The sequence below is a fragment of the Pseudomonas fluorescens genome (assembly GCF_902497895.1).
GTDB lineage: Bacteria > Pseudomonadota > Gammaproteobacteria > Pseudomonadales > Pseudomonadaceae > Aquipseudomonas > Aquipseudomonas fluorescens_BP.
Window position 1 is genome coordinate 25,431 of record NZ_CABVHQ010000045.1, and the last position, 24,528, is coordinate 49,958.

Sequence of the window (24,528 nt, forward strand, 5' to 3'; positions counted from 1 at the left end):
GCGGCTGATCCTTGGCTCATGGGCACCAGTAAATCTCTAACGTAGGTTGCAAAAACGCGCGAATCGGCATTTCGGCGACAGAGTCGCCGGCCAGTGCGGCACTCAGGGTGGTCAGTTTGGACTGACCGGAAATCGACAGAACGGTGGTCTTGGCCGAGGCCAGTAGCGCACGGCTCATGCTCAGGCGCTGATGGGGCACGGTTGGCGCCAGCATTGGCCAGCAACGGCGCGAGCCATCGGCCTTGAGCGCTTCTTCAAGGTTCGGGCTCTTTGGAAATAGCGAGGCGGTATGCCCATCGTCGCCCATGCCCAAAATCAGTACGTCGATCGAAGGCAACTCAGCCAGCAGGCGATCGGCGTGCTCGGCAGCCCGTTCAATGTTGGCGGCAGCGCTGTAAAGGCTGAGGAACTGCGCGTTGGCCGCCGGGCCTTGCAACAGGTAGCGTTTGAGCAGGCCGGCATTGCTGTCGGGATGCTCCACCGGGACCCAGCGCTCATCAGCCAGGCTGACCACCACATTCGCCCAATCCAGCGTCTGCTTGGCCAGGTGCTGGAAAAAAGCCACCGGGCTACGCCCACCGGACACCACCAGCACCGCAGTGCCGCGCTCGCTGATAGCGTCGCTTAACTGCTTGGCCACTTTCAGGGCCAGGCCTTCGGCCAGCAGCACCGGGCTGCGGAACTCATGGGCGCTGACGCCCTGAGGCAGTTTCAATTCAGATATCGCCATACCACGACCTCCCATCTCGCGTAATCAGTGCAATCGAGCTCATCGGCCCCCAGGACCCGGCCGCGTACGGCTTGGGCGCATCACCGGATTTCTTCCAACCGGCGATCAACTGGTCACACCATTTCCACGCGGCTTCGATTTCATCTTTACGGACAAACAGGTTCTGATTGCCACGCATGACTTCCAGCAACAACCGCTCGTAGGCATCGGGAATCCGTGCGCTGCGGTAGGTATCGGAAAAATTCAGCTGCAACGGACCGCTGCGCAGCTGCATGCCCTTGTCCAGGCCTTGTTCCTTGGTCATCACCCGCAGGGAAATACCTTCGTCCGGTTGCAGGCGGATGATCAGCTTGTTGCTGATCTGCAGGCGCTGCTCGGGGGCGAAGATGTAGTGCGACGGTTCCTTGAAGTGGATGACGATTTGCGACAGTTTCTGCGGCATGCGCTTGCCGGTGCGCAGGTAAAACGGCACCCCGGCCCAACGCCAGTTGCGAATGTCGGCACGCAGCGCGACGAAGGTTTCGGTGTCGCTTTGGGTGTTGGAGTTTTCTTCCTCCAGATAACCCGGTACCGACTTGCCTTCGCTGTAACCGGCGATGTACTGGCCGCGCACCACTTGGGTGGTCAGGCCTTCCGGGCTGATCGGCGCCAGTGCCTTGAGCACCTTTACTTTTTCGTCACGGATGCTGTCGGCGGACAGGTCGGCCGGCGGGTCCATGGCGATCAGGCAGAGCAGCTGCAGCAGGTGATTCTGAATCATGTCCCGCAGCTGGCCAGCCTTGTCGAAGTAGCCCCAACGACCTTCGATACCGACCTTCTCGGCCACAGTGATTTCCACGTGGGAGATATAATTCTGGTTCCACTGGGTTTCGAACAGGCTGTTGGCAAAGCGCAGGGCGATCAGGTTCTGTACCGTCTCTTTGCCCAGGTAGTGGTCGATCCGGTAGGTGCGGTTTTCCGGAAAGTACTGCGCCACCGCATCGTTGACCTTGCGCGACGACTCGAGGTCGGAGCCGATGGGTTTTTCCAGCACCACACGGGTGTTCTCGGTCAGGCCGACCTTCGACAGGTTCTCGCAGATCGCACCGTAGACCGCCGCTGGCGTGGCGAAGTAGGCAATCACCCGCTGCTTGCTTCCGGCCTGCTCGGCCAGGGCGACATAATCGTCAGCCTTGAGGAAGTCGACATGCAGATAGCTCAGGCGCGCCAGGAAGCGTTCAGCCAGCGCTTCGTCGAACTCCTTGGCACCTACATAACGGCGCAGTTCGGTCGCGATAAAGGCCAGATGCTGCTGCTCGCTGCCAGGCTCACGGGCCAATGCGATAATTCGCGTGTCCTCGTGCAGCAGGCCAGCGCCATCGAGTTGATACAAAGCAGGAAACAACTTGCGAAGCGCCAGATCGCCAAGGGCGCCGAACAGGGCAAAGGTGCAAGGTTCAACCGTAATCGAAGGCATGATGTTTGTTCTTTTATCAAGTTAAGCTACAAATACCTTTTTCCAAGGCATCATTCAAGGGAAAATGTAGTAATAACCACAACATTTGCTCAAAATATAGATTCCGAGTGGTGGTAGGTCGAGGCCATCAGTAGGATAGGCCACCGCCACGGGCCGATTCAAAGGCCCAATTTGCATAGCCGACCAAGGAAATCCGAATGGACCGCGTGCGAAACCTTCTGGAAACGATCCAGAAACGCCTCGAAGAATTGAACAAGGCTGAACGTAAAGTCGCCGAAGTCATCCTGCTCAATCCGCAGCAAGCGACCCGCTTCAGCATCGCCGCCCTCGCCCAGGCCGCTTCGGTCAGCGAGCCGACGGTCAACCGTTTCTGTCGCTCGTTCGGCGTCAGCGGCTACCCGGAACTCAAGCTGCAGCTGGCCCAGAGCCTGGCCAGCGGCGCGGCCTATGTCAGCCGTGCGGTGGAGGCCGATGACAACCCCGAAGCCTATACCCAGAAGATTTTCGGCAGCGCCATCGCGTCCCTCGACAGCGCCTGCCAGGCGCTGGACCCGAACCTGATCAGCCGCGCCGTCGACCTGTTGATCCAGGCCCGGCAGATCCACTTCTTCGGTCTCGGCGCGTCGGCCCCGGTAGCCCTGGATGCCCAGCACAAGTTCTTCCGCTTCAACCTGGCCGTCACCGCCCATGCCGACGTGCTGATGCAGCGGATGATTGCTTCAGTGGCCCATACCGGCGAATTGTTCGTGATCATTTCCTACACCGGCCGCACCCGCGAACTGGTGGAAGTGGCGCGCATTGCCCGGGAGAACGGCGCTTCGGTACTCGGCCTGACCGCCGCCGGCTCGCCCCTGGCCAAGGCCAGCACCCTGAGCCTGAACATCCCGCTGCCGGAAGACACCGACATCTATATGCCGATGACCTCGCGGATCATCCAGCTTACGGTGCTCGACGTGCTTGCCACCGGCATGACCCTGCGCCGCGGCGTGGACTTCCAGCCGCACCTGCGCAAGATCAAGGAAAGCCTGAACGCCAGCCGGTATCCGATTGGGGATGAATTTAGTTAGGACGCTTCGCGTAAAAGATCGCAGCCTGCGGCAGCTCCTACAGGTGTACGCCGGTCCTTTGTAGGAGCTGCCGCAGGCTGCGATCTTTTGATCTTGCTTTACCCCCCGACCCGCGCCTGCAAACTCAAATGCGCCCTCTCCCCCGGCGCCAGGCTGAGGCTGTCGGTCCCGCCTCGGGCCGCTTCGACGCAAACGAAGCCGCAGACTTCACTCCCACTCACCCCCAACAACGGCCGCGGCCCGGGGTGCCAGACCACGGTGTCGGCGCTGTCCCCGGTATCGATGCACAACTCGCGCTGCCAGGCGTGATCAATCAGCTGCAATTCGCCGTCATGCTGGAATACCCGCTGGCAACCGCCCTCGACCCGCAACTCGCCCTGTTGTTGGCAAGCCTGACGACTCAATTGGTCATAACCCTGCACGCCATCGAGCCCAGACAGCGCTACCTCGCCAACATCACCAATACGCCAGTAGGCGTGCAATGCATGACTCAACTGGCACGGCAGGCTGTCCTGATGCTCGGTGCTCAGGCGCAAGTCCAGGCTTTCCCCCAAGTGCGCGTGCAGGTCCACTTGCCAGTCACACAGCTGCAATTGCCAGTGCAGGCGCACGCCGTCGTCGCGACTGCTGCTGTCGAGCAGCTTCCAGTCAATCAAGCGTGCCCAGCCATGGGAAGGCCAGGCGTTTTCGCTGGGATGACGGCCATACCAGGGCCAGCACACCGGCACGCCACCACGAATCGCCCCAACCTGCGGCCACTTCGCCGCACACCAGAGCCAGGGTTTCTGCCCGTGTGGCTGAAAGTGCAACAGTTGTGCGCCCTGACGGCTGAACACCGCCTGACACAGCGGATGATCGATCACCAGCACGTCACGCGCCTGATAACGCTCCCAGGCAAAGGTGGGGCGTTCGCGCAGGGCGGTGAAAAAGCGTTGTAGCGGGTGCTCATGCATGTGCCGCGGTCCTGAAAATCATTTGTCCTACCAGTTGAGATCATCGTGGCGAGGGAGCTTGCTCCCTCGCCACAAATATTGTGCTCCACTCGTGTTTCCACAGTGGCCGCACATCCCCCCCAAAAAAAACGGACAGCCTGGGCCATCCGCAAAATGCGCACATAGAGAGGGAGCTTATCGCAGCTGCGTTAGAACACCGACTGAATTTTCAGCCCGGCGACGATCGCGTCGTCGACTTGGTCCACTCCACCCGGGTGTTTGATGTATTGCAGGTTAGGCCGCACGGTCAGCCAGTTAGTGACATGGAAACCGTAGTTGATCTCGGCGTTGTACTCGGTGTCCCGCACAGGCATGAAGCTTGGGTTGTCGTAGTCGTCGATACCGTTGGCGGCGTTGATCAGCCTGGTGTTTTTCTGCACATCTTCATTGACGTGGATGCGCGCGATACCGATGCCCATGTCGTCTTTCGGACGGGCATTGAACGGCCCTTTGTAGACCAGCATCAGCTGCTGGTAGTTGTCGACGACGTTGGTGTCCTTGTCATGGAAGGTAGCATTGGCAGCAATGTTCAGGCCGCGGCTCTGGTCACCGTTGTGGTCGGTGAGTTGCTGCTGCGCCACGAACCAGTAGCCGGACTTGCTGCTGTGGCTGCGATAGGCATTGCCGCTCGTTGCCGCGTCCTGACCATTGGCGTCCTTCAACACATCATTGGCCTTGGCGGTGCTTTTGTAGTAACCAACGCGGTACTCGCCCGGCAGGCTGTTGACCTTGGGTGACCAAACCAGCTCGACCGGGATGATGGTGCCAGCGGTACCGCTGCCGCTGAGTTTGAAACCATTGCCGGTTTCCAGTTGCGACGGGTTCTGGTTATAGGCACCGATTTGTGCGTAGAACTCAGGTGTGATGTTGTACTTCACACGGATCGCCGCCTGGCTGACGGGCCAGTTGTACCAGATGTCGCCGACCCAGTTACCCACTTGCGAGCCGCAGAACGCCAGGTTCTGGAAGTCGCACGGGAAGGTGTTGAAGTCTTCGCCTTCACCGAAATAGCCGACCTTGATATCCAGCGCGCCGTCGAAGTACTTCTGCTTGACCCACAACTGAGTCAGACGCCAGGTCTGCCCACGGCCCCAGACTTCCTGCGAGGAACTGAGAGTGCCTGCACGCGGATCGCCGATACGGTCGTTGGAAATGTTGCGACCGCTACGCTCGGTTATCGCCAGTTTGAATTCGGCGTCGTTCCAGCCGAAGATCTTTTCCAGATCCAGTTTCGCGCCGATCGCGAACTGGTCACTGTAACGTGCGGTGGTGTCGTCGTTGTAACCACCCTTGAGGTTGGAACCGACTTCGCCCACGTACTCCAGGGTGAAATCGTAGCCCGCTTCGATCAACCTGGTCCGCTCGCCCCCCCAGTCACCTGTCATCCATTGCGACTCGGAGCTGAACGCCTCAGCAGCCTGCACGCTGCCTGCCAGACTCATCAACGCAATCGCTGACAACTGGCAGATAAGCTGAGCGTTGTTCTTCATCATCATCCCTACATCCTCGTTTTATTGTTATTAGCTGTTTTTATCTAACGCGGCTTACATCGGTTGCACATTCCCCTGTGGGAGCGAGCTTGCTCGCGATGGCGGTGTAGCAATCGACATTGATGTTGAATGTCAGTCCGCTATCGCGAGCAAGCTCGCTCCCACATTTTTTGATCTTCAGCGGCCTTTGAATTGTGCGACGTTGGCGGCTCGAGTCTCGGCTTTCGGTTGACCGGCAGCCCCCAGGCGTTCTCCGGTCTTGGCGTCGAACAGCAGCACTTTGGAAGGATCGAATTGCAGGGTCAGGGTCTCGCCGACAGCGGGCGCGACGTCCGGCGCCAGGCGGCAGCAGACCTTGGTTTCGTTGAGGTTGACGAACACCAGGGTGTCCGGCCCGGTGGGCTCGGTAACCTGGACTTCGGCGCGAATAGTCGGCAGACCATTGGGCTCGCTCGGCGCCAGCACGATCTGCTCCGGACGCATGCCGAGGATCACTTCGCGATCTTCGAGGCCGGCATCCTGCATACCCAGCGGCAGCTCGCAGCGCGCCTGACCGCTGTCGAGCAGAGCCAGCAGGCGGCCTTCCTTGCGTTGCAAGCGCAGCGGGATGAAGTTCATCGGCGGCGAACCGATGAAGCTCGCCACGAACAGGTTGGCCGGGTTGTTGTAGATATCTTTCGGCGTACCGAATTGCTGAATGATCCCGTCCTTCATCACCGCCACCTTGTCGCCCAGGGTCATGGCTTCGATCTGATCGTGGGTGACATAGACCGTGGTGGTTTTCAGGCGCTGGTGCATCAGTTTCATTTCGGTGCGCATCTCGACCCGCAGCTTGGCGTCGAGGTTGGACAGCGGTTCGTCGAACAGATAAATCTTCGGCCGCCGCGCCAGTGCGCGGCCCATGGCCACCCGCTGTTGCTGACCACCGGAAAGCTGGCCGGGCTTGCGCCCGAGCAGGTGTTCGATTTGCAGCAGCTTGGCGACGCGGGCGACTTCTTCTTCGATCTCGGCCGCCGGCATTTTGCGAATCTTCAAACCGAAGGCGATGTTGTCGCGCACGCTCATGGTCGGGTACAGCGCATAGGACTGAAAGACCATGGCGATGTCGCGATCTTTCGGGCTCATGCCGCTGATGTCGGAGTCGTCCACCAGGATCGAGCCGCCGCTGATGTTTTCCAGGCCGGCGATGCAATTCATCAAGGTCGACTTGCCACAGCCGGACGGGCCGACGAGGATCAGGAACTCACCGTCATCGATCTTCAGTTCGATGTTTTTCAGGGTGTCCGGCAAACCGCTGCCGTAGGTTTTGTTGACGTTGCGTAATTCGAGAGTTGCCATGTTCTACCCCTTGACCGCGCCGGACGTCAGCCCACGCAGGAAATACTTGCCAGCGAATATGTAGACCAGCAGTGTCGGTAACCCGGCGATCATCGCCGCTGCCATATCAACGTTGTATTCCTTGGCCCCGGTGCTGGTGTTGACCAGATTGTTCAGGGCCACGGTAATCGGCTGTGCATCGCCACTGGCGAACACCACCCCGAACAGAAAGTCGTTCCAGATCTGAGTGAACTGCCAGATCAGGCAGACCATGATGATCGGCACCGACATCGGCAGCAGGATCCGCCCGAAGATGGTGAAGAACCCCGCGCCATCCAGCCGCGCCGCCTTGACCAGTGCATCGGGGATGCTCACGTAGTAGTTACGGAAGAACAGCGTGGTGAACGCCAGGCCGTAAACCACGTGCACCAGCACCAGGCCCGTAGTGGTGTTCGCCAGGCCGAGCTTGCCGACGGTGAACGAGGCCGGCAGCAGCACGGTCTGGAACGGCAGGAAGCAACCGAACAGCAACAGCCCGAAGAACAGCTGCGAGCCACGGAAGCGCCACATCGACAACACGTAGCCGTTCATCGCGCCGATGAAGGTCGAGATCAACACCGCTGGAACGGTGATTTTCACCGAGTTCCAGAAGTAGCCGCCGACCGTGTCCCAGGCCTTGATCCAGCCAATGCCGTCGATCACCTGCGGCCAGCTCAGGAGGTTGCCGGTGCGGATGTCTTCGGGGCTCTTGAAGCTGGTCAGCAGCATCACCACCAGCGGGATCAGGTACACCGCGGCAGCCAGCAACAAGGTCGCGTAAATGGCCACGCGGCTCAGACTCAGGGCCGGTTTGCCAAGCTGATTACTCATGGCGCTTACCTCGCAATTCGGAGTACAGGTACGGCACCAGAATCGCCAGGATCGCGCCGAGCATCATCATTGCGCTGGCTGACCCGATGCCCATCTGGCCACGGCTGAAGGTGAAGGAATACATGAACATCGCCGGCAGATCGGAGGAGTAACCCGGACCGCCGGCGGTCATCGCCGCCACCAGGTCGAAACTCTTGATCGCGATATGCGCGAGGATCATGAACGCGCTGAAAAACACCGGGCGCAGGCTTGGCAGGACGATGCGCAGATAGATGGTCGGCAGGCTCGCACCGTCGACCTGGGCAGCGCGGATGATCGACTGATCGACCCCGCGCAGTCCCGCCAGGAACATCGCCATGACAAAGCCCGAGGCCTGCCAGACTGCGGCGATCACCAGGCAATACACGACCCGATCCTGATCCACCAGCCAGTCCAGACGGAAGCCCTCCCAGCCCCAGTCGCGCATCATCTTGTCCAGCCCCAGGCCGGGGTTGAGCAGCCATTTCCAGGCAGTACCGGTGACGATCATCGACAGCGCCATCGGGTACAGGTAGATGGTGCGAATGAAGCCTTCCTTGCGAATCCGCTGGTCCAGCAGCACCGCGAGAAACACCCCCAGCACCAGGCTGATACCGATAAACATCCCACCGAAGACCGCGAGGTTCTTGCTCGCGACCCACCAGCGATCGTTGTCCAGCAAGCGAATGTATTGCTGCAGGCCGACCCACTTGTAGCTCGGCATAAAGCTGGAGTTGGTGAAGGACAGAATGAATGTCCAGATTATGTAACCGTAGAAACCGACCAGCACGATCAGCATGCTTGGCGCCAGCACCAACTTGGGTAGCCAACGCTGCAGTGCATCGAACGGTGAGGTTTTGCGCATTACCGCCACAGAGCTCATCGGAAAAGTCCTGTTGAAGGAGTGAAATCCAGACCGAGCGCCTCCAGCAACATGGGCCGGGGCTCATGCCGTGCAGGCAACGGTGAGGGATTGGCCGCAGGCGTGCCTGCGGCGGGTGCAGCTGTTACCGGGCGGCTTTGATCGCCGAGGACATCTGCTTGCCGGCCTTGGCCGGGTCGGCATTCTTGTCGCTCATGAAGTTGGTCACCACGTCGAAAATCGCGCCCTGTACCGCCAGGCTCGTGGCCATGTTGTGGGCCATGCTCGGCTCCAGCTTGGCGTTTTTGTCCGCTTCGGCGAAGTCCTTCGCCGACGCCTGGCCACAGGCGTCGAACTTGCTCATGTCGAGGTCATTGCGCACCGGGATCGAGCCTTTGTTCTGGTTGAACACGTACTGGAATTCAGGCTCCAGAGCGATCTTCGCCACATCGTTTTGCGCCGCGATATTGCCCGGGGTGTTGTTCTTCGCCGACAGCTTGAACATCGCCAGGGAGTCGATGTTGTAGGTGTAGCTGCCTTGGGTGCCGGGGAACGGCACGCATTGGTAATCCTTGCCGGCGACCTTGTCGGCCGCGGTCCATTCGCTCTTGGCCCAATCGCCCATGATCTGCATGCCGGCCTTGCCATTGATGACTTCGGCAGCGGCAATGTTCCAGTCACGCCCGGCGCGGTTTTCGTCCATGTAGCCGCCGACTTTTTTCAGGGCAGTGAAGACTTCAACCATCTTCTCGCCGGTCAGGGTTTTCTCATCGAGGTCGATGAAGGCTTTCTTGTAGCCATCGGCACCCATGATGCTCAGCACCAGGTTTTCGAACACCGTGCTGTCCTGCCAAGGCTGACCACCATGAGCCAGCGGGATGAAACCGGCGGCCCTGAGCTTGTCGCCAGCGGCATAGAATTCTTCGAGGGTGGTCGGGGCTTTGTCGATGCCGGCTTTTTTGAAGACTTCAGGGTTGATCCACAGCCAGTTGACCCGGTGAATGTTCACCGGCACGGCGACGTAATGCCCGTCGTATTTCATGGTGTCGGAAACGGTCTTGGAGAGCAGCTTGTCCCAGTTGTTCTGGCTGGAGACTTCATCGAGGTTGGTCAGCAGACCCAGTGCGCCCCACTCTTGCAGGTCGGGGCCTTTGATCTGTGCGGCAGAAGGCGGGTTGCCAGAGACCGCGCGGGTTTTCAGCACGGTCATGGCCGCGGCACCGCCACCACCGGCGACAGCGCTGTCTTTCCACTCGTAGCCGTCTTTTTCAACGAGATTTTCCAGGACTTTGACCGCTTTGGCTTCGCCACCCGAGGTCCACCAGTGCACAACTTCCACCGTACCTTTGGCATCGGCAGCAAGGGCGCTGAAAGGAAACAACGAGGCGAGTGAAATGACAGTGGCGAGGCGAGTGATCGCATTCATATGAAGTACCTTTCTTGTTGTTATGCATGCAAGTCTGGTGCTTGCGCTGCATAGGATTTTAACCAGGACTTTGGCCTTCGCAGGTAACGAAGGGATGGGTAAATGTCACCACATGGTTACACAGCCGCGTTCCCGGATAACTGCGCCAACGCGGTGGCCATGCTCGGCGCCAGCGGCAAGCGGGGCAGCAGGACGGCTTGCCAGGCGTGATAGAGATCGGGTTTGCCAGCCCAGATATCGGCGCTGGGCCGGTTCTGCGGGTCCAGTTCGTGATGCCAGCTACCGTTGACCCGGTCGATCAACCGGCTCTCGCTGAACTCCCAGAAGCGCCGATACCAGGTTTCGTAACGTTGCTCCCCGGTGCGTTTGAGCAAGGCGCTGGCGGCGGCGCTGGCTTCGGCATGGGTCCAGTGCAAGCGCTGGCGAATCACCGGGCGCTTGTCCCAGTCCAGGGTGTAGACGATGCCCGGTGCGCCATCGACCTCCCAGCCGTGCAGACAATTGCTCTCGAACAGTTGTTGCGCGTCGATCAACAACCACTCAGGAGTCTGGAGCCCCAACCCATGGCGTGCCGCTTCAAGGTGCAGCACCAATCGCGCCCATTCGAAACCGTGACCGGGAGTGGTGCCGTAGGGACGGAAGCCGTCGGCAGGATTGTCCTGGTTGTATTCGCGTAGCGGCTGCCAGTGACGATCGAAATGCTCGATGACCATGAACTCGTTGGCCGCGGCATGGGTATGAATCACTCGCTCGACGATGCGCAAGGCGCGGTCCAGCCAGCGGTGGTCCTGAGTGACATCCGCCAGGGCCAGAAAGGCCTCGGTTGCGTGCATATTGCTGTTGGCGCCGCGATAAGCCTCCTCGGAGCGCCAGTCGCGATTGAAGGATTCGCCCATGGCGCCCTCCTCCTCGCGCCAGAAATGCTCGTCGATCACCTTGATCGCCTCCGCCAGCAAGACCTGTGCACCCGGGCGCCCGGCGACTACCGCGGAGCTGGCAGCCAGCGCGACAAAGGCATGCAGGTAGGCGGATTTGTCCGTGTTGCCGTCGCGGTGGAACGGCGCAGCAAACCAGCCAGCGTGTTCGGTGTCACGTAGCGGTCCGCTCAGGGCGGCGATGCCGTGGTCGATCAACCCGGCAAACCCGGGAATGCCCTGGATGTGCGCCATGGCAAAGCTGTGGGTCATGCGCGCGGTGTTCAGGGTGTCGGCTTGGGCATCGGCCGGCAGGCAGCCCAGATAGTCGAGATTGCCAAAGCCTTCGGCGACCTTCGAGGCCTTGGCAAATGCCAGCAGGCGCTGGCCTTCGGCGGCGAGCCAGGCGTGGTGGGCAGGTGCGTTCAGCCAACTGCCGGACGTTGCGGGAGTGGTGTCCATGGGGTGCCTTTTTTGTTGTTATGACTGACTGGAGTCTAAACAAGGCCTGTGAAGATGCAGGTAACGAAGGACCGGGGAAATGTCACCGATCAGTGACATAAGATCAAAAGATCGCAGCCTGCGGCAGCTCCTACATTGGATCGGCGTGCACCCCGTAGGAGCTGTCGAGCGAAGCGAGGCTGCGATCTTTTCGCCGCGCCGCGCTATCGCCTCAATCCACCGAACGCGGCAAATGCAAGGTCACCCGCAACCCGCCTTCGCGCAGATTCTGCAAGCTCACTTCGCCGCCATGGCTGTGGGCAATGTTGCGGGCGATGCCCAGTCCCAGGCCGTAACCCTGCTGTTGCCCTGCCAGACGAAAGTGCGGTTCGAAGCACTGTTCCAGACGCTGTTCCGGCACGCCGGGGCCTTCGTCATCCACATGCAGGATGAACGCGCTGTCATCGTCGTCGATGTGCAGATGGGCCTTGCGCCCATACTTCAGGGCGTTGTCGATCAGGTTGCCAATGCAGCGCTTGAGCGCCAGCGGCTTGCCGGGATAGGTGGCCAGCGCGCGCCCCTGCTGAGTCACCCGGCCATTACCGTTGGGTGCCAGATAGGGTTCGACCAGGCAATCGAGCACATGGTTGAGGTCCACCGGCTCGATGTTTTCATGAATATCGGTGTCCTTGACACATTGCAGCGCGCCCTTGACCAGCAACTCCAATTCATCGAGATCGCGACCGAACTTGGCTTGCAGCTGTTCATCTTCCAGCAATTCGACCCGCAGCCGCAGACGGGTAATCGGCGTGCGCAAGTCATGGGAAATAGCGCTGAACAACTGGCTGCGCTCGGTCAGGTAGCGGCTGATGCGCTCGCGCATGGCATTGAACGCGCGGCCGACCTCGACCACTTCGCTGCCGCCGCCTTCGGCTACCGGCTCGACTTCGGCGCCCAGCGACATGTCCCGTGCGGCCCGCGCCAAGCGCTTGAGCGGCCGGCTCTGCCAGTGCACCAGCAGGCCGATAAACAGCAGCAGAAAACTGCTGGTCAGGACAATGAACCACACCTGCTGCGACGGCAGCCCTTGCGCTTCGAGGCTGGTGTAGGGCTCGGGCAACAATGAGGCGATGTACAGCCATTCACCCGGGGCCAACTGGATTTGCGTCACCAGCACCGGCGGGTTCACCGGTTCCAGGGTCAACGCGTAATGGGCCCAGGAGCGCGGCAACTCATCGAGTTTCAAACCACCGTTGAAGATTCGCAGGTCCTCGGCGCTGACGAACTGCACCGAGATATCGGCCTCATTACCCAGGGACTGGCGCAGCACTTCTTCCACCGCCTTGAGCACCGCCTGCTTGCGCGGAGTCTGTGGCAAAACCTCCATGCCCAACGGCTTGTCGTTGAGGGTCACGACGAAACGCGTACCGCCCATGCTGCGCAGCTGGTCGAGGACCAAGGGTCGGTAAGCCACTGGCAAGGAGCGGAAGTAACTGACGCTGGCGGTCATTGAATGGGCCAGGCTACGGGCGCTGGTGACCAGGCCTTCCAGCTGGGTGGCACGCAGTTGCGAGACCCAGATCACACTCGACAGCGTCTGGGCGAACAGCACCGCGAGCAAGGTCAGCAGCAACATTCGCCCCAGCAACGAGCGCGGCATTGGCACGCGCCGGGCGATCCGGCTGAAGAACTCAGTGACCATTGCTGGCAACCACATTGGCGGCCAATTGATAACCGCTGCCGCGCACCGTGCGAATCAAGCGTGGCGGTTTGTCGGTGTCGCGCAAACGCTGGCGCAAGCGGCTGACCGCCATGTCGACGATCCGGTCCAGGGGCATCAGATCGCGGCCGCGAGTGGCGTTGCCGATGGTGTCGCGGTCGAGGATTTCCTGGGGGTGATCGAGGAACAGTTTCAGCAAGGCAAAATCGGCGCCGGACAAAATCACTTCTTCGCCGTCGTTATGAAACAGCCGATGACTGACCATATCCAGGCGCCACTCATCGAAAGACAACACCTCGCCGCCGGAGCGCTCCTGGCCGAACTGAGCCCGGCGCAGCAGTGCTTTGATCCGCGCCTGCAGTTCCCGAGGGCTGAAAGGTTTGCCAAGGTAGTCGTCGGCCCCCAGCTCCAGACCGATGACCCGGTCGGCTTCGTCGGAACTGGCGGTGAGCATGATGATCGGCACCTGGGACTGACGCGGGTGCTGGCGAATCCAGCGGCACAGGCTGAAGCCGTCTTCGTCCGGCAGCATCACGTCGAGGATCACCAGATCACTCGGTGCCTCGTTCAACGCCTGGCGAAACCCGGCACCGTCAGGCGTGGTCCGCACCTGGAAACCGGCGCGACTGAGGTAGGTGTCCAGCAACTCGCGTATCTCTTGATCGTCATCGACCAACAAAATCGACTTGTTGACTGCGCTCACGGGGGTCGTCCTTGTTGTTATGGATGGAACCGGAACTGAGGATTATGCCTGAGCGCAAATGTACGGCGAATGGGCTTCTGTGGCGAGGGGGCTTGTCGGAACGCCGCATCGCCCCGCTCGGCTGCGAAGCAGTCGTAAACTCTGCAACTGAGTTTTGTCAGATAAAACCCGATGGCAGGCTTTGGGACCGCTTCGCGCTCCAGCGGGGGCAAGCCCCCTCGCCACAGTAAGCCCGCTCGCCACAGGTGATCATTTTCAGCTAGATAACCGCCTGCTCCAGCGCCACGCCCGCGCCGGTCAATCCGGAGTACGGTGCCGTTACCAGCCACACCGGAATGCCCTTGAAGTAATCGCTCATGCAGCCCTTGTCGGCGAAGCAACGAGCAAAACCACTCTCCAGGAAGAACTCGGCAAACCGCGGAACAACCCCGCCGACGATGTACACCCCACCCCGCCCCCCGCAGGTCAACACATTGTTGCCGGCGACACGGCCGAGCCAGCAGCAGAACTGCTCCAGCACTTCCAGGGCAATCGGATCACCCGCCAGCCCGGCAGCGGTGATCTCTTGCGGGGTATCGAGCACCGGTTCATGCCCGTCCACCGCGCAAATCGCTCGATAGACCCGTGGCAAGCCGCTGCCGCTCAATGCTGTTTCAGCGCTGACATGCCCGATTTCACTGTAGATGTGTTGCCACAACTGGGTTTCCCGCAGGCTACTCAATGGCAGGTCGACGTGTCCGCCTTCACCCGGTAACGCCATCCAGCGACCTTCGCCCAGATCCAGCAACGTACCCACGCCAAGTCCGGTACCGGGACCGATCACCACCGCCGGGCGCAATGGCTCGGGAGTCCCTCCGCAGACCACGCGAAAATCGTCCGGCTGCAAGCGGGTCATGCCCAAGGCCATGGCCGAGAAGTCGTTGACCAGTAACAGCTGATCGACCTGCAAGGTCTGGCAGAAGGCTTTGCGACTCAGCCGCCAGTGATTGTTGGTGAAGCGAAACTCATCGCCACCCACGGGGCCTGCCACCGACAGGCATACCGACCCGATCGAACCGGGCGGCAAGCCCAGTCCGCTCAGATAGACACCAATCGCCGCTTCCGGGTTGGCGTAATCTGCCGTCGCCAGCACCTGGATCGACTCCAGGCGCTGATCTTTCCACAACGCAAAACGTGCATTGGTTCCGCCAATGTCACCGACCAGCGCTAACTTCACTTAAGGGTCTCCAGTGCAGAGGTAAAGGCGCTGGCGCCCTGCTCTGCCGAGCTGAAGGCCATGCGCATGAAACCGAACAATTCACGACCGCAGCCGATGCCGTTATCCAGCAAGCCCTTGGCCGGCTCACGGGCGGCAAATTCATCGGCGTCCACCATAAGCTGCAAGGTGCCTTCGACGCCATCGACGCGGATGATATCGCCATCGAGCACCCGCGCCAGCGCGCCGCCGACAAAGGCTTCGGGGCAGACGTGGATAGCTGCCGGGATCTTCCCGGAAGCGCCGGACATGCGCCCGTCGGTAACCAGTGCGACCTTGAAACCACGGTCCTGCAGCACGCCGAGGAACGGTGTCATCTTGTGCAGTTCCGGCATGCCGTTGGAACGCGGCCCCTGGAAGCGCATCACCGCGACAAAGTCCTTTTCCAACAGACCGGCCTTGAACGCATCGGCCAGGTCTTGTTGATCCTGGAACACCACCGCCGGCGCTTCGACGATCTGATGCTCAGGCGCAACCGCCGAGACCTTCATCACGCCGCGACCAAGGTTACCTTCCATCACCCGCAGGCCGCCCTCTGGCGAGAACGCCCGAGCCACCGGCCGCAAGATGTTTTCATCGAGGCTTTCGATCGGACCTTCACGCCAGACCAGTTCACCGTTCTCCAGGAACGGCTCCTGGATGTAGCGGCTCAGGCCATGGCCGGCCACGGTGTTGACGTTTTCGTGGAGCAGACCGGCTTCGAGCAGTTCGCGGATCAGGAACGACATCCCCCCGGCAGCCTGGAAGTGGTTGATGTCGGCCTTGCCGTTCGGGTAGACGTGGGACAGGGTCGGCACCACCTCGGAGAGGTCGGCCATGTCCTGCCAGGTCAGTTGAATGCCCGCCGCCATGGCAATCGCCGGCATGTGCAGGGTGTGGTTGGTCGAACCGCCGGTGGCATGCAGGGCAACGATCGAGTTGACCAGCGAGCGCTCGTCGACGATTTCGCCCAGCGGCATGAAATTGCCGCTCTGTTTGGTCAGACGGGTGATCTGATGCGCCGCTTCGCGGGTCAGGGCATCGCGCAATGGGGTGTTCGGATTGACGAAAGAGGCGCCCGGCAAGTGCAGGCCCATGACTTCCATCAGCAACTGGTTGGTGTTGGCGGTGCCGTAGAAGGTGCAGGTGCCGGGGCTGTGGTAGGACTTCATCTCCGTTTCCAGCAGCTCCTCGCGGCTGGCCTTGCCTTCGGCATAACGCTGGCGGACGTCGGCTTTTTCCTTGTTGGAAATCCCCGAGACCATCGGTCCGCCGGGGACAAAGATCGTGGGCAGATGACCGAAGCGCAGCGCGCCCATCATCAGGCCGGGAACGATCTTGTCGCAGATACCGAGCATTATCGCCGCATCGAACATGTTGTGGGACAGCGCCACGGCAGTCGACATCGCGATCACTTCGCGGCTGGCGATCCCCAGCTCCATCCCCGGTTCGCCCTGGGTAACGCCGTCACACATGGCCGGCACGCCACCGGCGAACTGACCGACCGAGCCGATCTCGCGCAGTGCGTGTTTAAGTTGTTCCGGGTAGTGCTCGTACGGCTGATGCGCCGAGAGCATGTCGTTATATGACGAAACAATGGCTACGTTGGCGGCGTTCATCATTCGCAGATTGTTTTTGTCTTCAGTGCCACAAGCGGCTACGCCGTGGGCGAAGTTGGCACATTGCAGTCTGGCGCGTTGCGGGCCATCGCTGGCGGCACCGCGAATCAGGGCAAGATAAGCCTCACGAGTAGCGCGACTGCGGGAAATAAGCCGTTCGGTGACCTCAAGGACGCGGGGATGCATGTGTAGAACTCCAGGCTAACGGATGTGGCGACCTGATTGTCTATGCTGACTGAAGGGGTCTGCGCTTGGCATTGCAGACGTGTTTTTCAATCATTCGGACCAGTTGATTCAGGTCACTCGTTGTAGATAAGATAAAATATTGCCACTAAAAAGGCTTGTTTTCTATTTTTTTACGAATAATCTTGTTATTCCAACAACAAAACGATGACAGGCGCTTTTCAAATGACTCTAAGAATTGCAATCAATGGTTTTGGCCGTATTGGCCGTAACGTCCTGCGAGCACTCTATACCCAAGGCTACCGCCAGGATCTGCAGATCGTCGCCATCAACGATCTGGGGGACAGCGCGATGAATGCCCACCTGCTCAAGTACGACACCGTCCACGGCACCTTTGATGCCGATGTACAGCACGATCGGGAAAGCCTGACCGTCAACGGTGACCGAATTGCCGTCAGCGCCATCCGCAACCCGGCCGAGCTGCCATGGGCTGCCGAGAAGATCGACGTCGTCTTCGAATGCACTGGCCTGTTCACCGACCGTGCCAAGGCCGCCGCGCATATTACTGCCGGGGCCCGCAAAGTGATTATCTCGGCACCGGCCAAAGGCGCCGACGCCACCGTGGTTTACGGGGTCAACCACGACATTCTGCGCCAGTCGCATCAGATCATCTCCAACGCCTCCTGCACCACCAACTGCCTGGCCCCCATCGCCCAGGTGCTGCACCGCGAGTTGGGTATCGAAAGCGGCTTGATGACCACCATTCACGCCTACACCAACGACCAGCACCTGACCGACGTCTATCATGTCGACCCGTATCGTGCGCGTTCGGCCACCCAGAATATGATCCCGAGCAAGACCGGCGCCGCCGAAGCGGTGGGTCTGGTGCTGCCGGAACTGGCGGGCAAACTGACCGGTATGTCGGTGCGCGTACCAGTGATCAACGTGTCGCTGGTGGACCTGACCGTGCAACTCAAGAGAGAAGCGAGCGCCGATCAGGTCAACGCGTTGCTCAAGGAAGCCAGCCAGCACTCGAAGATCCTCGGCTACAACACCCTGCCGCTGGTCTCCAGTGACTTCAACCACAACCCTCTGTCGTCGATTTTCGATGCCAACCACACCAAATCCAGCGGCAAGCTGCTCAAGGTGCTGGCCTGGTACGACAACGAATGGGGCTTCTCCAACCGCATGCTCGACAATTGCCTGGCGCTCTGCAACGCCGAATAGGCGGACCACCTTGGTCGCCCATCTCACCGAATCGTGTGTCACTACAATTTCACGGGTGTACCCGGTCGGCGTAGGAGCTGGCGCAGCCTGCGATCTTTTGGCGATTTTGGAGTTGGCCCCAGAGCAAGATCAAAGATCGCAGCCTGCGGCAGCTCCTACGAGTGCGCGTTGTCATTCAGAATAAGGCGGATCCCCTGTGGAACAGCAACCGATGATCGGTATCAGCTTCACCCAGAAAACCATGGCGGCGCGCAAGCGCATCGCCCTGGTCGCCCATGACCACTGCAAGGTGTTCCTGCTCGATTGGGCCGAGCGGCAACAGGACAAACTCGCCCAGCACGAACTGGTCGCCACCGGCACCACCGGCCTGCTGCTGAGCAAACGTCTGGGGCTGCCCGTGGAGAGCATGATCAGCGGCCCCCTGGGCGGCGATCAGCAGCTCGGCGCGCGGATCGCCGAGCAGCGGGTGGATATGCTGGTGTTTTTCTGGGACCCCTTCGAGCCACAACCCCACGACCCGGACATCAAGGCGCTATTGCGGGTCGCGGCGGTCTGGAACATCCCGGTGGCGTGCAATGAATGCAGCGCCGATTACCTGCTCGGCAGCCCGCTGATGGATCAGGCGCACTCGTATCGGATTCCTGATTACGAGGCGTATCTGCTGAGTCGCAAATAACCCTGGTAGGAGCTGCCGAAGGCTGCGATCTTTTGATCTATGCTGCCCTCTCTTCCCGGAGGGCCTTCGATGACCGATTTTCTGACGTCCATTCAAGCCGCACTCGGCTTGCCCCACACCCCGATCCAATTCACTTCCAGCGGCGCCCTGCCCTCGGCCTTTGCCGTGACCGATCTGGCCAGTGCCAGCATTGCTGCCGCCGGCCAGGCCGTCAGCGAGCTCTTGCACCAGCAAACCGGCCGTATGCCCAGCCTTGTAGTCGACCGGCGTCTGGCATCCTTCTGGTTTGCCACCTCGATCCGCCCGCAGGGCTGGAGCGTGCCACCGCTGTGGGACCCGGTGGCCGGCGACTACGCAACCAAAGACGGCTGGATCCGCCTGCACACCAACGCGCCGCATCACCGCGCCGCTGCCGAAGCGGTTCTCGGTCCTTGTACCGACCGCGCGGCAATGGCGATCAAGGTGGTGCAATGGGCCAAGAGTGCTCTGGAGCAAGCGGTTGTCGATGCCGGCGGTTGCGCGGCCGAAATGCGTTCGTGGGAGCAGTGGCAGGCCCATCCGCAGGGAATGGCGGTCAACGCCGAACCACTGATGCATTTCGCCGCCAACCCCGACCGGAACGCGAAGCCATGGCAGGGTTCGGTGGCGCAGCCGCTGGCCGGAATCAAGGTACTGGATCTGACCCGAGTCCTCGCCGGCCCGATTGCCAGCCGCTTCCTCGCCGGACTCGGTGCCGATGTGCTGCGTGTCGATCCGCCAGACTGGAACGAGCCGGGTGTGGTCCCCGAAGTGACTCTGGGCAAACGCTGCACCCGGCTGAACCTGCATGACAAGGCTGATCGCACGGTGTTTGAAGCGCTGCTCAAAGACGCCGACATCCTGCTGCATGGCTACCGGGCCGATGCGCTGGAACGTCTTGGTTATGGACAGATTGAACGGCAGAACATCGCACCGGGGCTGATCGATGTCTGTCTCAACGCTTACGGCTGGAGCGGCCCGTGGCAGAACCGCCGGGGGTTCGACAGCCTGGTGCAGATGAGCAGCGGGATTGCCGAGGCCGGCATGCGCTGGAAAAAAACCGACAATCCCACGCCGCTGCCGGTCCAGGCACTGGACCATGGCACGGGTTACCTGATGGCCGCGAGTGCGATTCGGGCGCTGACGGAGCGTTTGAGCCACGGCCATGGGAGTTCGGCGCGCCTGTCATTGGCACGGACCGCGAAGTTGTTGGTCGAGCATGGCCAAGTGGGTAAGCAGGCGCCCTTGCGGGCAGAAGACTCAGAGGATCAGGGCCTGCTGGTCGAACAGACTTCCTGGGGGCCGGCGTATCGTTTACAAGTGCCACTGAAAATCACCGGCACACCGCTGCAATGGTCTATCCCGGCCGGGGAATTGGGTTCCCATCGGCCGCAGTGGTGGTGAGCTGCACATTGCTTGCGCGAGCAAGCCCTAATGCCAGTTGGTTAAGGCGGTACGCGAACCGTAGCAGCTGGCGAAGCCTGCGTTCGACTGCGCAGCAGTCGTAAAATCAAGCGCCGCGGTATTCCCGACACACCGTGGAAGCAGGATTTACGACTGCTGCGCAGTCGAACGCAGCCTTCGGCAGCTGCTACGAGGAATGTGCGTAGCCAGAAATTCCTCTCAACGAAGTCCAAAGCTGCTGCGCCGCATACGCCCGCCACGGGCGCCAGGCTTCGGCTCTGTGCAACAACTGGCGAGCAGTGACCGGCCCACCCTCAAGCGCCGCCAAGGCATTGATCAAACCCACATCCCCGGAAGGGAACGCATCGACCTCCCGCATCTGGCGGATCGCGATGTACTGCGCCGTCCAGTCACCAATCCCGTGCAGTTCCAGCAACCGTGCAATGCCTTCGTTCAGATTCGCTTTCGGTTCGAATACCGAGGGATCATCCAACAGCGCCTGCGCGACCCCGGACGACGTCCTGCCACGGCTTTTGGGCATGCCCAGGGTCGCCAGATCAGCCCCGGCCAATACCGCTGGTTCAGGAAAGACATGGGTCAATCCTGGCAGCTGCGGATCCGCTGAACGTAACGGCTCGCCATACTGAGCCACTAATTTTCCCGCCAGTCTGATGGCCGCACCCACTGTGATCTGCTGCCCCAACACCGCGCGGATCGCCAACTCGAAACCATCCCAGGTACCGGGCACCCGCAGACCTGGACGGGTAGCCGTCAACCGGGCCATCAACGGGTCCAGCGCCAGTTGCCGGTTGATCGTGTGTGGATCCGCCGCCAGATCGAACATCCGCTGCAAGCGCAGCAGGATCTGCGGTATTGAAGCCGGATCGGCACCGCGCACCGTTACCTCAAGCGCATCACCCACTCCCGGCCTCACCGAAAGCACTCCATGAACACCCTTCAAATTGATGCTGCGCCAATACACCCCATCGACCACGCATTCCATTCCGGTTATAGCCCGTGCCGACAAGAAACCCAGCAGCGCCGGCCAGTCAAAGGGCGGCCGATATTCCAGCAACAGCTTCATAACGACAGCATGCCACTGGACAAACCGCGGACCGACGAAAAAACCATGTAACCCCCGATTGTTCACTGCCAAAGCGATCAGCGCGCTGAGTCGCAGCTTTTGCGCTGGTTGAGACATCCTTACTCTTGGTTCAAGTTATTCAAGTCAGAACGGACAGGATCAAGGCGATCCTGGTGTCGGCGCTGGCGGATATTTAAAAGCTGATGCAAACCACTGTAGGAGCGAGCTTGCTCGCGATGGTCGCCAACGATAACGCGGGGCACCAGGAACACCTCGGCGTTTTTTAAGTTCATCGCGAGCAAGCTCGCTCCTACAAGGGACCGAGTCAAGCCGATCCATTTCCGAATTTAGAAGGACTGCATCAGCTGGGCAGTGATTTTCTGGTGATCGCCACCAACGTCAACGCAGCCTATATCGATTTTAGCAACCGACCCAGAAGGCCATCGCCCAGGCCCACCCGGACGAGCTAGAACTTCTGAGCTTCGCCGCCGGCTCCATGGGGCCGAAGGTCCAGGCCGCTTGCGGGTTCGTCCGCAACACTGGAAAAATCGCGGTGATCAGTTCACTCTCCGACATCGAGGCGATCGTCCAGGGCACGGCCGGCACCCGCATCCACACGGTGAAACCTGGCATCACCTACGTATAAGAAAGAAACTCCGGGGGCAGATATAGGGTCTGCCCTTCTCCAATGCCTTCGAAGGAAACACGCCAATGGCAACGTTCGAGCCCGGTCATCTGCACATGGAGCGCCACGCGCTGAACAAGGACGATGTCAGCTACAGCGTGTATATCGACTATGAAGTCACCGAGGATCCCAAGGAGGGTAAAGGGATGCTGTTCACGATGCATGGCAGCATCCAGGGCAAGGATCTGAAAGAATCATTCTTCCTGCCCAAGGATCATGCCTACAACTTCGCCAGCAACATCACGAAAATCGTAGAGAAGCACGGCATTCCCAAGGCGCTGAGCAGCATCGGTTCGGTGCACAAGCACTACGACGAGATGTTCGAAGACGTGCGCAAGCAACTGAACGTCAAGTCCGGGGACCCGGTGAAGCCTGAACATCTGGAGTGAATCCGAAGGCCACCCCTAACCCTCTCCCCAGGGGGGAGAGGGGACCGACCGAGGGGTTCTTTGGATGTACTGCGACCAGCAATTTCGAGTCGAACTCAGGCATTGAAAGCGCTAGAGATCTGCTCCCTTTCCCCCTCTCCCCTATGGGGAGAGGGCTGGGGTGAGGGGTGGATCTCGCAGCCAACATCAATCTCAAGATTTCACCTCCAGCCCTCCTCCAAGGCATACTTGCCACCCTCCGCACTCCAGAATCAAAAACCGCCCCATGCGTATCCACGTCAGTTTCATCGACCGCGTTGGCATTACCCAGGAAGTCCTGGCGCTGCTGGGTGGGCGCAATCTCAATCTGGATGCGGTGGAAATGGTTCCACCCAACGTTTACATCGATGCCCCGACCTTGAGCCCGCAGGTGCTGGAAGAGTTGCGCGATGCGCTGTTCAGCGTGCACGGCGTACAAGCGGTGCGGGTGGTCGACATCCTTCCCGGCCAGCGCCGTCATCTGCAACTCGACGCATTGCTCGCGGCGATGACCGACCCGGTGCTGGCCCTGGACAGCGCCGGTAAAGTCCTGCTGGCCAACCCGGCGCTGATTGCCTTGTACGGTCGCGAACCGGCTGGCGAGAGCGTCGCCGAACTGTTTGCCGATCCGGCGCTGCTGGATACCTTGCTCGAGCATGGTTTCCGCTTGCCATTGCGCGAGATCACCGTCAACGGCCAGACCCTGCTCCTCGACGCCACACCGATCACCGATGCCGGCGCCTTGCTGACGCTGTACCAGCCGAACCGCATTGGTGAACGCCTGTCGGCGCTGCACCACGACCATGCCGAAGGTTTCGACGCGCTACTCGGCGACTCCCCGGCAATTCGTACCCTCAAGGCCCGTGCGCAACGGGTGGCGACCCTCGACGCACCGCTGCTGATCCAGGGTGAAACCGGCACCGGCAAAGAGTTGGTGGCCCGCGCCTGTCATGCCGCCAGTGCTCGCCACAGCTCACCGTTTCTCGCACTGAACTGCGCCGCGCTGCCGGAAAACCTCGCCGAAAGCGAACTGTTCGGCTACGCACCCGGCGCCTTCACCGGCGCCCAGCGCGGTGGCAAGCCGGGATTGATGGAGCTGGCCAACCAGGGCACGGTATTCCTCGATGAAATCGGCGAGATGTCGCCGTATCTGCAAGCCAAGCTCCTGCGCTTTCTCAACGACGGCAGCTTCAGGCGTGTGGGCGGTGATCGCGAGGTCAAGGTCAACGTGCGGATCCTCAGCGCGACCCACCGCGACCTGGAAAAAATGGTCAGCGAAGGCAGCTTCCGTGAAGACCTGTTCTACCGCTTGAACGTGCTCAACGTCGAAGTCCCGCCCCTGCGCGAGCGCGGCCAGGATATCCTGCTGCTGGCGCGCTACTTCATGCAGCAAGCCTGCGCACAGATCCAGCGCCCGGTCTGTCGCCTGGCCCCGGGGACCTATCCGGCATTGCTGGGCAACCGCTGGCCGGGCAACGTGCGGCAATTGCAGAACGTGATCTTCCGCGCCGCCGCGATTTGCGAAAGCAGCCTGGTGGACATCGGCGACCTGGACATTGCCGGCACCTCGGTAGCGCGTCAGAGCGACACTGAAGTCGACAGCCTGGAACAGGCCGTGGAGGAGTTCGAGAAAACCCTGCTGGAAAAACTCTACGTCAACTACCCCTCGACCCGACAACTGGCCAGCCGCCTGCAAACCTCCCACACCGCCATCGCCCATCGATTGCGCAAGTATGGGATTCCGGGCAAAACCTGATCACACGCCTGCCACGCCGACCGCATATGCCTGCAATGTTGCGGGCATATCCAATCCGACTGTAGGAGCTGCCGCAGGCTGCGATCTTTTGACTTTGCATTTGTAGTGCCTGCGACAAGATCGCAATCCCCCACCGTACGCTCCCCCCCGTAGGAGCTGCCGCAGGCTGCGATCTTTTGACTTTGCATTTGTAGTGCCTGCGACAAGATCGCAATCCCCCACCGTACGC

The 24,528-nt window shown here is 60.6% G+C and carries 21 protein-coding genes and 1 pseudogene; 7 read left to right on the forward strand and 15 right to left on the reverse strand.

The window, feature by feature from the left end; translation table 11 throughout:
* Positions 1 to 16: 16 nt before the first annotated feature.
* Both pgl and zwf read right to left on the reverse strand, forming a co-directional pair.
* Entirely contained in the window at positions 17 to 730 is a 714-nt protein-coding gene (gene pgl, locus F8N21_RS20830; RefSeq protein ID WP_150643897.1) for a 6-phosphogluconolactonase, read from the reverse strand.
* Positions 717 to 2,186, reverse strand: a complete 1,470-nt coding sequence (zwf, locus tag F8N21_RS20835; protein WP_150643898.1) for a glucose-6-phosphate dehydrogenase — start codon at positions 2,184 to 2,186, stop codon at positions 717 to 719. The genes pgl and zwf overlap by 14 nt, the downstream gene beginning before the upstream one ends.
* 206 nt (positions 2,187 to 2,392) lie before the next feature.
* Between zwf and F8N21_RS20840 the strand changes: the two genes are divergently transcribed.
* Complete coding sequence (locus F8N21_RS20840) at positions 2,393 to 3,253, forward strand: MurR/RpiR family transcriptional regulator (protein ID WP_191624367.1); 861 nt, start codon at positions 2,393 to 2,395, stop codon at positions 3,251 to 3,253.
* A 98-nt stretch (positions 3,254 to 3,351) separates the two neighbouring features.
* Here the strand turns inward: F8N21_RS20840 and F8N21_RS20845 are convergent, their stop codons facing one another.
* From F8N21_RS20845 to edd, 11 genes are all read right to left on the reverse strand, one after another.
* Positions 3,352 to 4,206 carry a D-hexose-6-phosphate mutarotase gene (locus tag F8N21_RS20845; protein WP_150643900.1) on the reverse strand — a complete coding sequence of 285 codons (855 nt, stop codon included), beginning with the start codon at positions 4,204 to 4,206 and terminating at the stop codon, positions 3,352 to 3,354.
* A 188-nt stretch (positions 4,207 to 4,394) separates the two neighbouring features.
* Positions 4,395 to 5,741, reverse strand: a complete 1,347-nt coding sequence (locus F8N21_RS20850; protein ID WP_150643901.1) for a carbohydrate porin — start codon at positions 5,739 to 5,741, stop codon at positions 4,395 to 4,397.
* 171 nt (positions 5,742 to 5,912) lie between these two features.
* Complete coding sequence (locus F8N21_RS20855) at positions 5,913 to 7,073, reverse strand: ABC transporter ATP-binding protein (RefSeq protein WP_150643902.1); 1,161 nt, start codon at positions 7,071 to 7,073, stop codon at positions 5,913 to 5,915.
* Between the two features lie 3 nt (positions 7,074 to 7,076).
* Complete coding sequence (locus tag F8N21_RS20860) at positions 7,077 to 7,922, reverse strand: carbohydrate ABC transporter permease (RefSeq protein WP_150643903.1); 846 nt, start codon at positions 7,920 to 7,922, stop codon at positions 7,077 to 7,079.
* Positions 7,915 to 8,823: a carbohydrate ABC transporter permease gene (locus F8N21_RS20865; RefSeq protein WP_150643904.1), complete on the reverse strand. Its 909-nt coding sequence runs from the start codon at positions 8,821 to 8,823 to the stop codon at positions 7,915 to 7,917. The genes F8N21_RS20860 and F8N21_RS20865 overlap by 8 nt, the downstream gene beginning before the upstream one ends.
* 124 nt (positions 8,824 to 8,947) lie before the next feature.
* Positions 8,948 to 10,228: an ABC transporter substrate-binding protein gene (locus tag F8N21_RS20870; protein ID WP_150643905.1), complete on the reverse strand. Its 1,281-nt coding sequence runs from the start codon at positions 10,226 to 10,228 to the stop codon at positions 8,948 to 8,950.
* A gap of 116 nt (positions 10,229 to 10,344) precedes the next feature.
* A complete protein-coding gene (locus F8N21_RS20875; protein WP_150643906.1) occupies positions 10,345 to 11,604 on the reverse strand; it encodes an AGE family epimerase/isomerase in 1,260 nt (419 codons plus the stop codon).
* 211 nt (positions 11,605 to 11,815) lie between these two features.
* Positions 11,816 to 13,243, reverse strand: coding sequence for an ATP-binding protein (locus F8N21_RS20880; RefSeq protein ID WP_224788262.1), 1,428 nt, complete (start codon positions 13,241 to 13,243; stop codon positions 11,816 to 11,818).
* A 31-nt stretch (positions 13,244 to 13,274) separates the two neighbouring features.
* Entirely contained in the window at positions 13,275 to 14,006 is a 732-nt protein-coding gene (locus F8N21_RS20885) for a response regulator (protein ID WP_150643908.1), read from the reverse strand.
* Between the two features lie 259 nt (positions 14,007 to 14,265).
* Positions 14,266 to 15,222, reverse strand: coding sequence for a glucokinase (locus F8N21_RS20895; RefSeq protein ID WP_150643909.1), 957 nt, complete (start codon positions 15,220 to 15,222; stop codon positions 14,266 to 14,268).
* Complete coding sequence (gene edd / locus F8N21_RS20900; protein WP_150643910.1) at positions 15,219 to 17,045, reverse strand: phosphogluconate dehydratase; 1,827 nt, start codon at positions 17,043 to 17,045, stop codon at positions 15,219 to 15,221. Before edd ends, F8N21_RS20895 begins: the two co-directional genes overlap by 4 nt.
* Before the next feature lie 222 nt (positions 17,046 to 17,267).
* Between edd and gap the strand changes: the two genes are divergently transcribed.
* The 3 genes from gap (at position 17,268) to F8N21_RS20915 (ending at position 20,367) form a co-directional block, all read left to right on the forward strand.
* Positions 17,268 to 18,269: a type I glyceraldehyde-3-phosphate dehydrogenase gene (gene gap, locus F8N21_RS20905; RefSeq protein ID WP_150643911.1), complete on the forward strand. Its 1,002-nt coding sequence runs from the start codon at positions 17,268 to 17,270 to the stop codon at positions 18,267 to 18,269.
* Between the two features lie 211 nt (positions 18,270 to 18,480).
* The gene (locus tag F8N21_RS20910; protein WP_150643917.1) at positions 18,481 to 18,945 is read left to right on the forward strand and encodes a methylglyoxal synthase; all 465 of its coding nucleotides are present in this window, start codon (positions 18,481 to 18,483) and stop codon (positions 18,943 to 18,945) included.
* A 69-nt stretch (positions 18,946 to 19,014) separates the two neighbouring features.
* Positions 19,015 to 20,367, forward strand: coding sequence for a CoA transferase (locus F8N21_RS20915; protein ID WP_150643912.1), 1,353 nt, complete (start codon positions 19,015 to 19,017; stop codon positions 20,365 to 20,367).
* 187 nt (positions 20,368 to 20,554) lie between these two features.
* On the opposite strand, the gene F8N21_RS20920 is transcribed toward F8N21_RS20915, so the two are convergent.
* Positions 20,555 to 21,451, reverse strand: a complete 897-nt coding sequence (locus F8N21_RS20920; protein WP_150643918.1) for a DNA-3-methyladenine glycosylase family protein — start codon at positions 21,449 to 21,451, stop codon at positions 20,555 to 20,557.
* A 119-nt stretch (positions 21,452 to 21,570) separates the two neighbouring features.
* Positions 21,571 to 21,753: a hypothetical protein gene (locus F8N21_RS20925; RefSeq protein ID WP_150643913.1), complete on the reverse strand. Its 183-nt coding sequence runs from the start codon at positions 21,751 to 21,753 to the stop codon at positions 21,571 to 21,573.
* Between the two features lie 60 nt (positions 21,754 to 21,813).
* On the opposite strand from F8N21_RS20925, the pseudogene F8N21_RS20930 reads away from it, so the two are divergent.
* The 3 genes and pseudogenes from F8N21_RS20930 to F8N21_RS20940 form a co-directional block, all read left to right on the forward strand.
* Positions 21,814 to 22,097, forward strand: a pseudogene (locus tag F8N21_RS20930) (carbamate kinase); the annotation flags it as partial.
* A gap of 65 nt (positions 22,098 to 22,162) precedes the next feature.
* Positions 22,163 to 22,525: a DUF5064 family protein gene (locus tag F8N21_RS20935; RefSeq protein ID WP_150643914.1), complete on the forward strand. Its 363-nt coding sequence runs from the start codon at positions 22,163 to 22,165 to the stop codon at positions 22,523 to 22,525.
* A 265-nt stretch (positions 22,526 to 22,790) separates the two neighbouring features.
* On the forward strand, positions 22,791 to 24,299 hold the full coding sequence (locus F8N21_RS20940; RefSeq protein ID WP_150643915.1) for a sigma-54-dependent transcriptional regulator: 1,509 nt from the start codon (positions 22,791 to 22,793) through the stop codon (positions 24,297 to 24,299).
* The last annotated feature ends 229 nt before the right edge of the window (positions 24,300 to 24,528 follow it).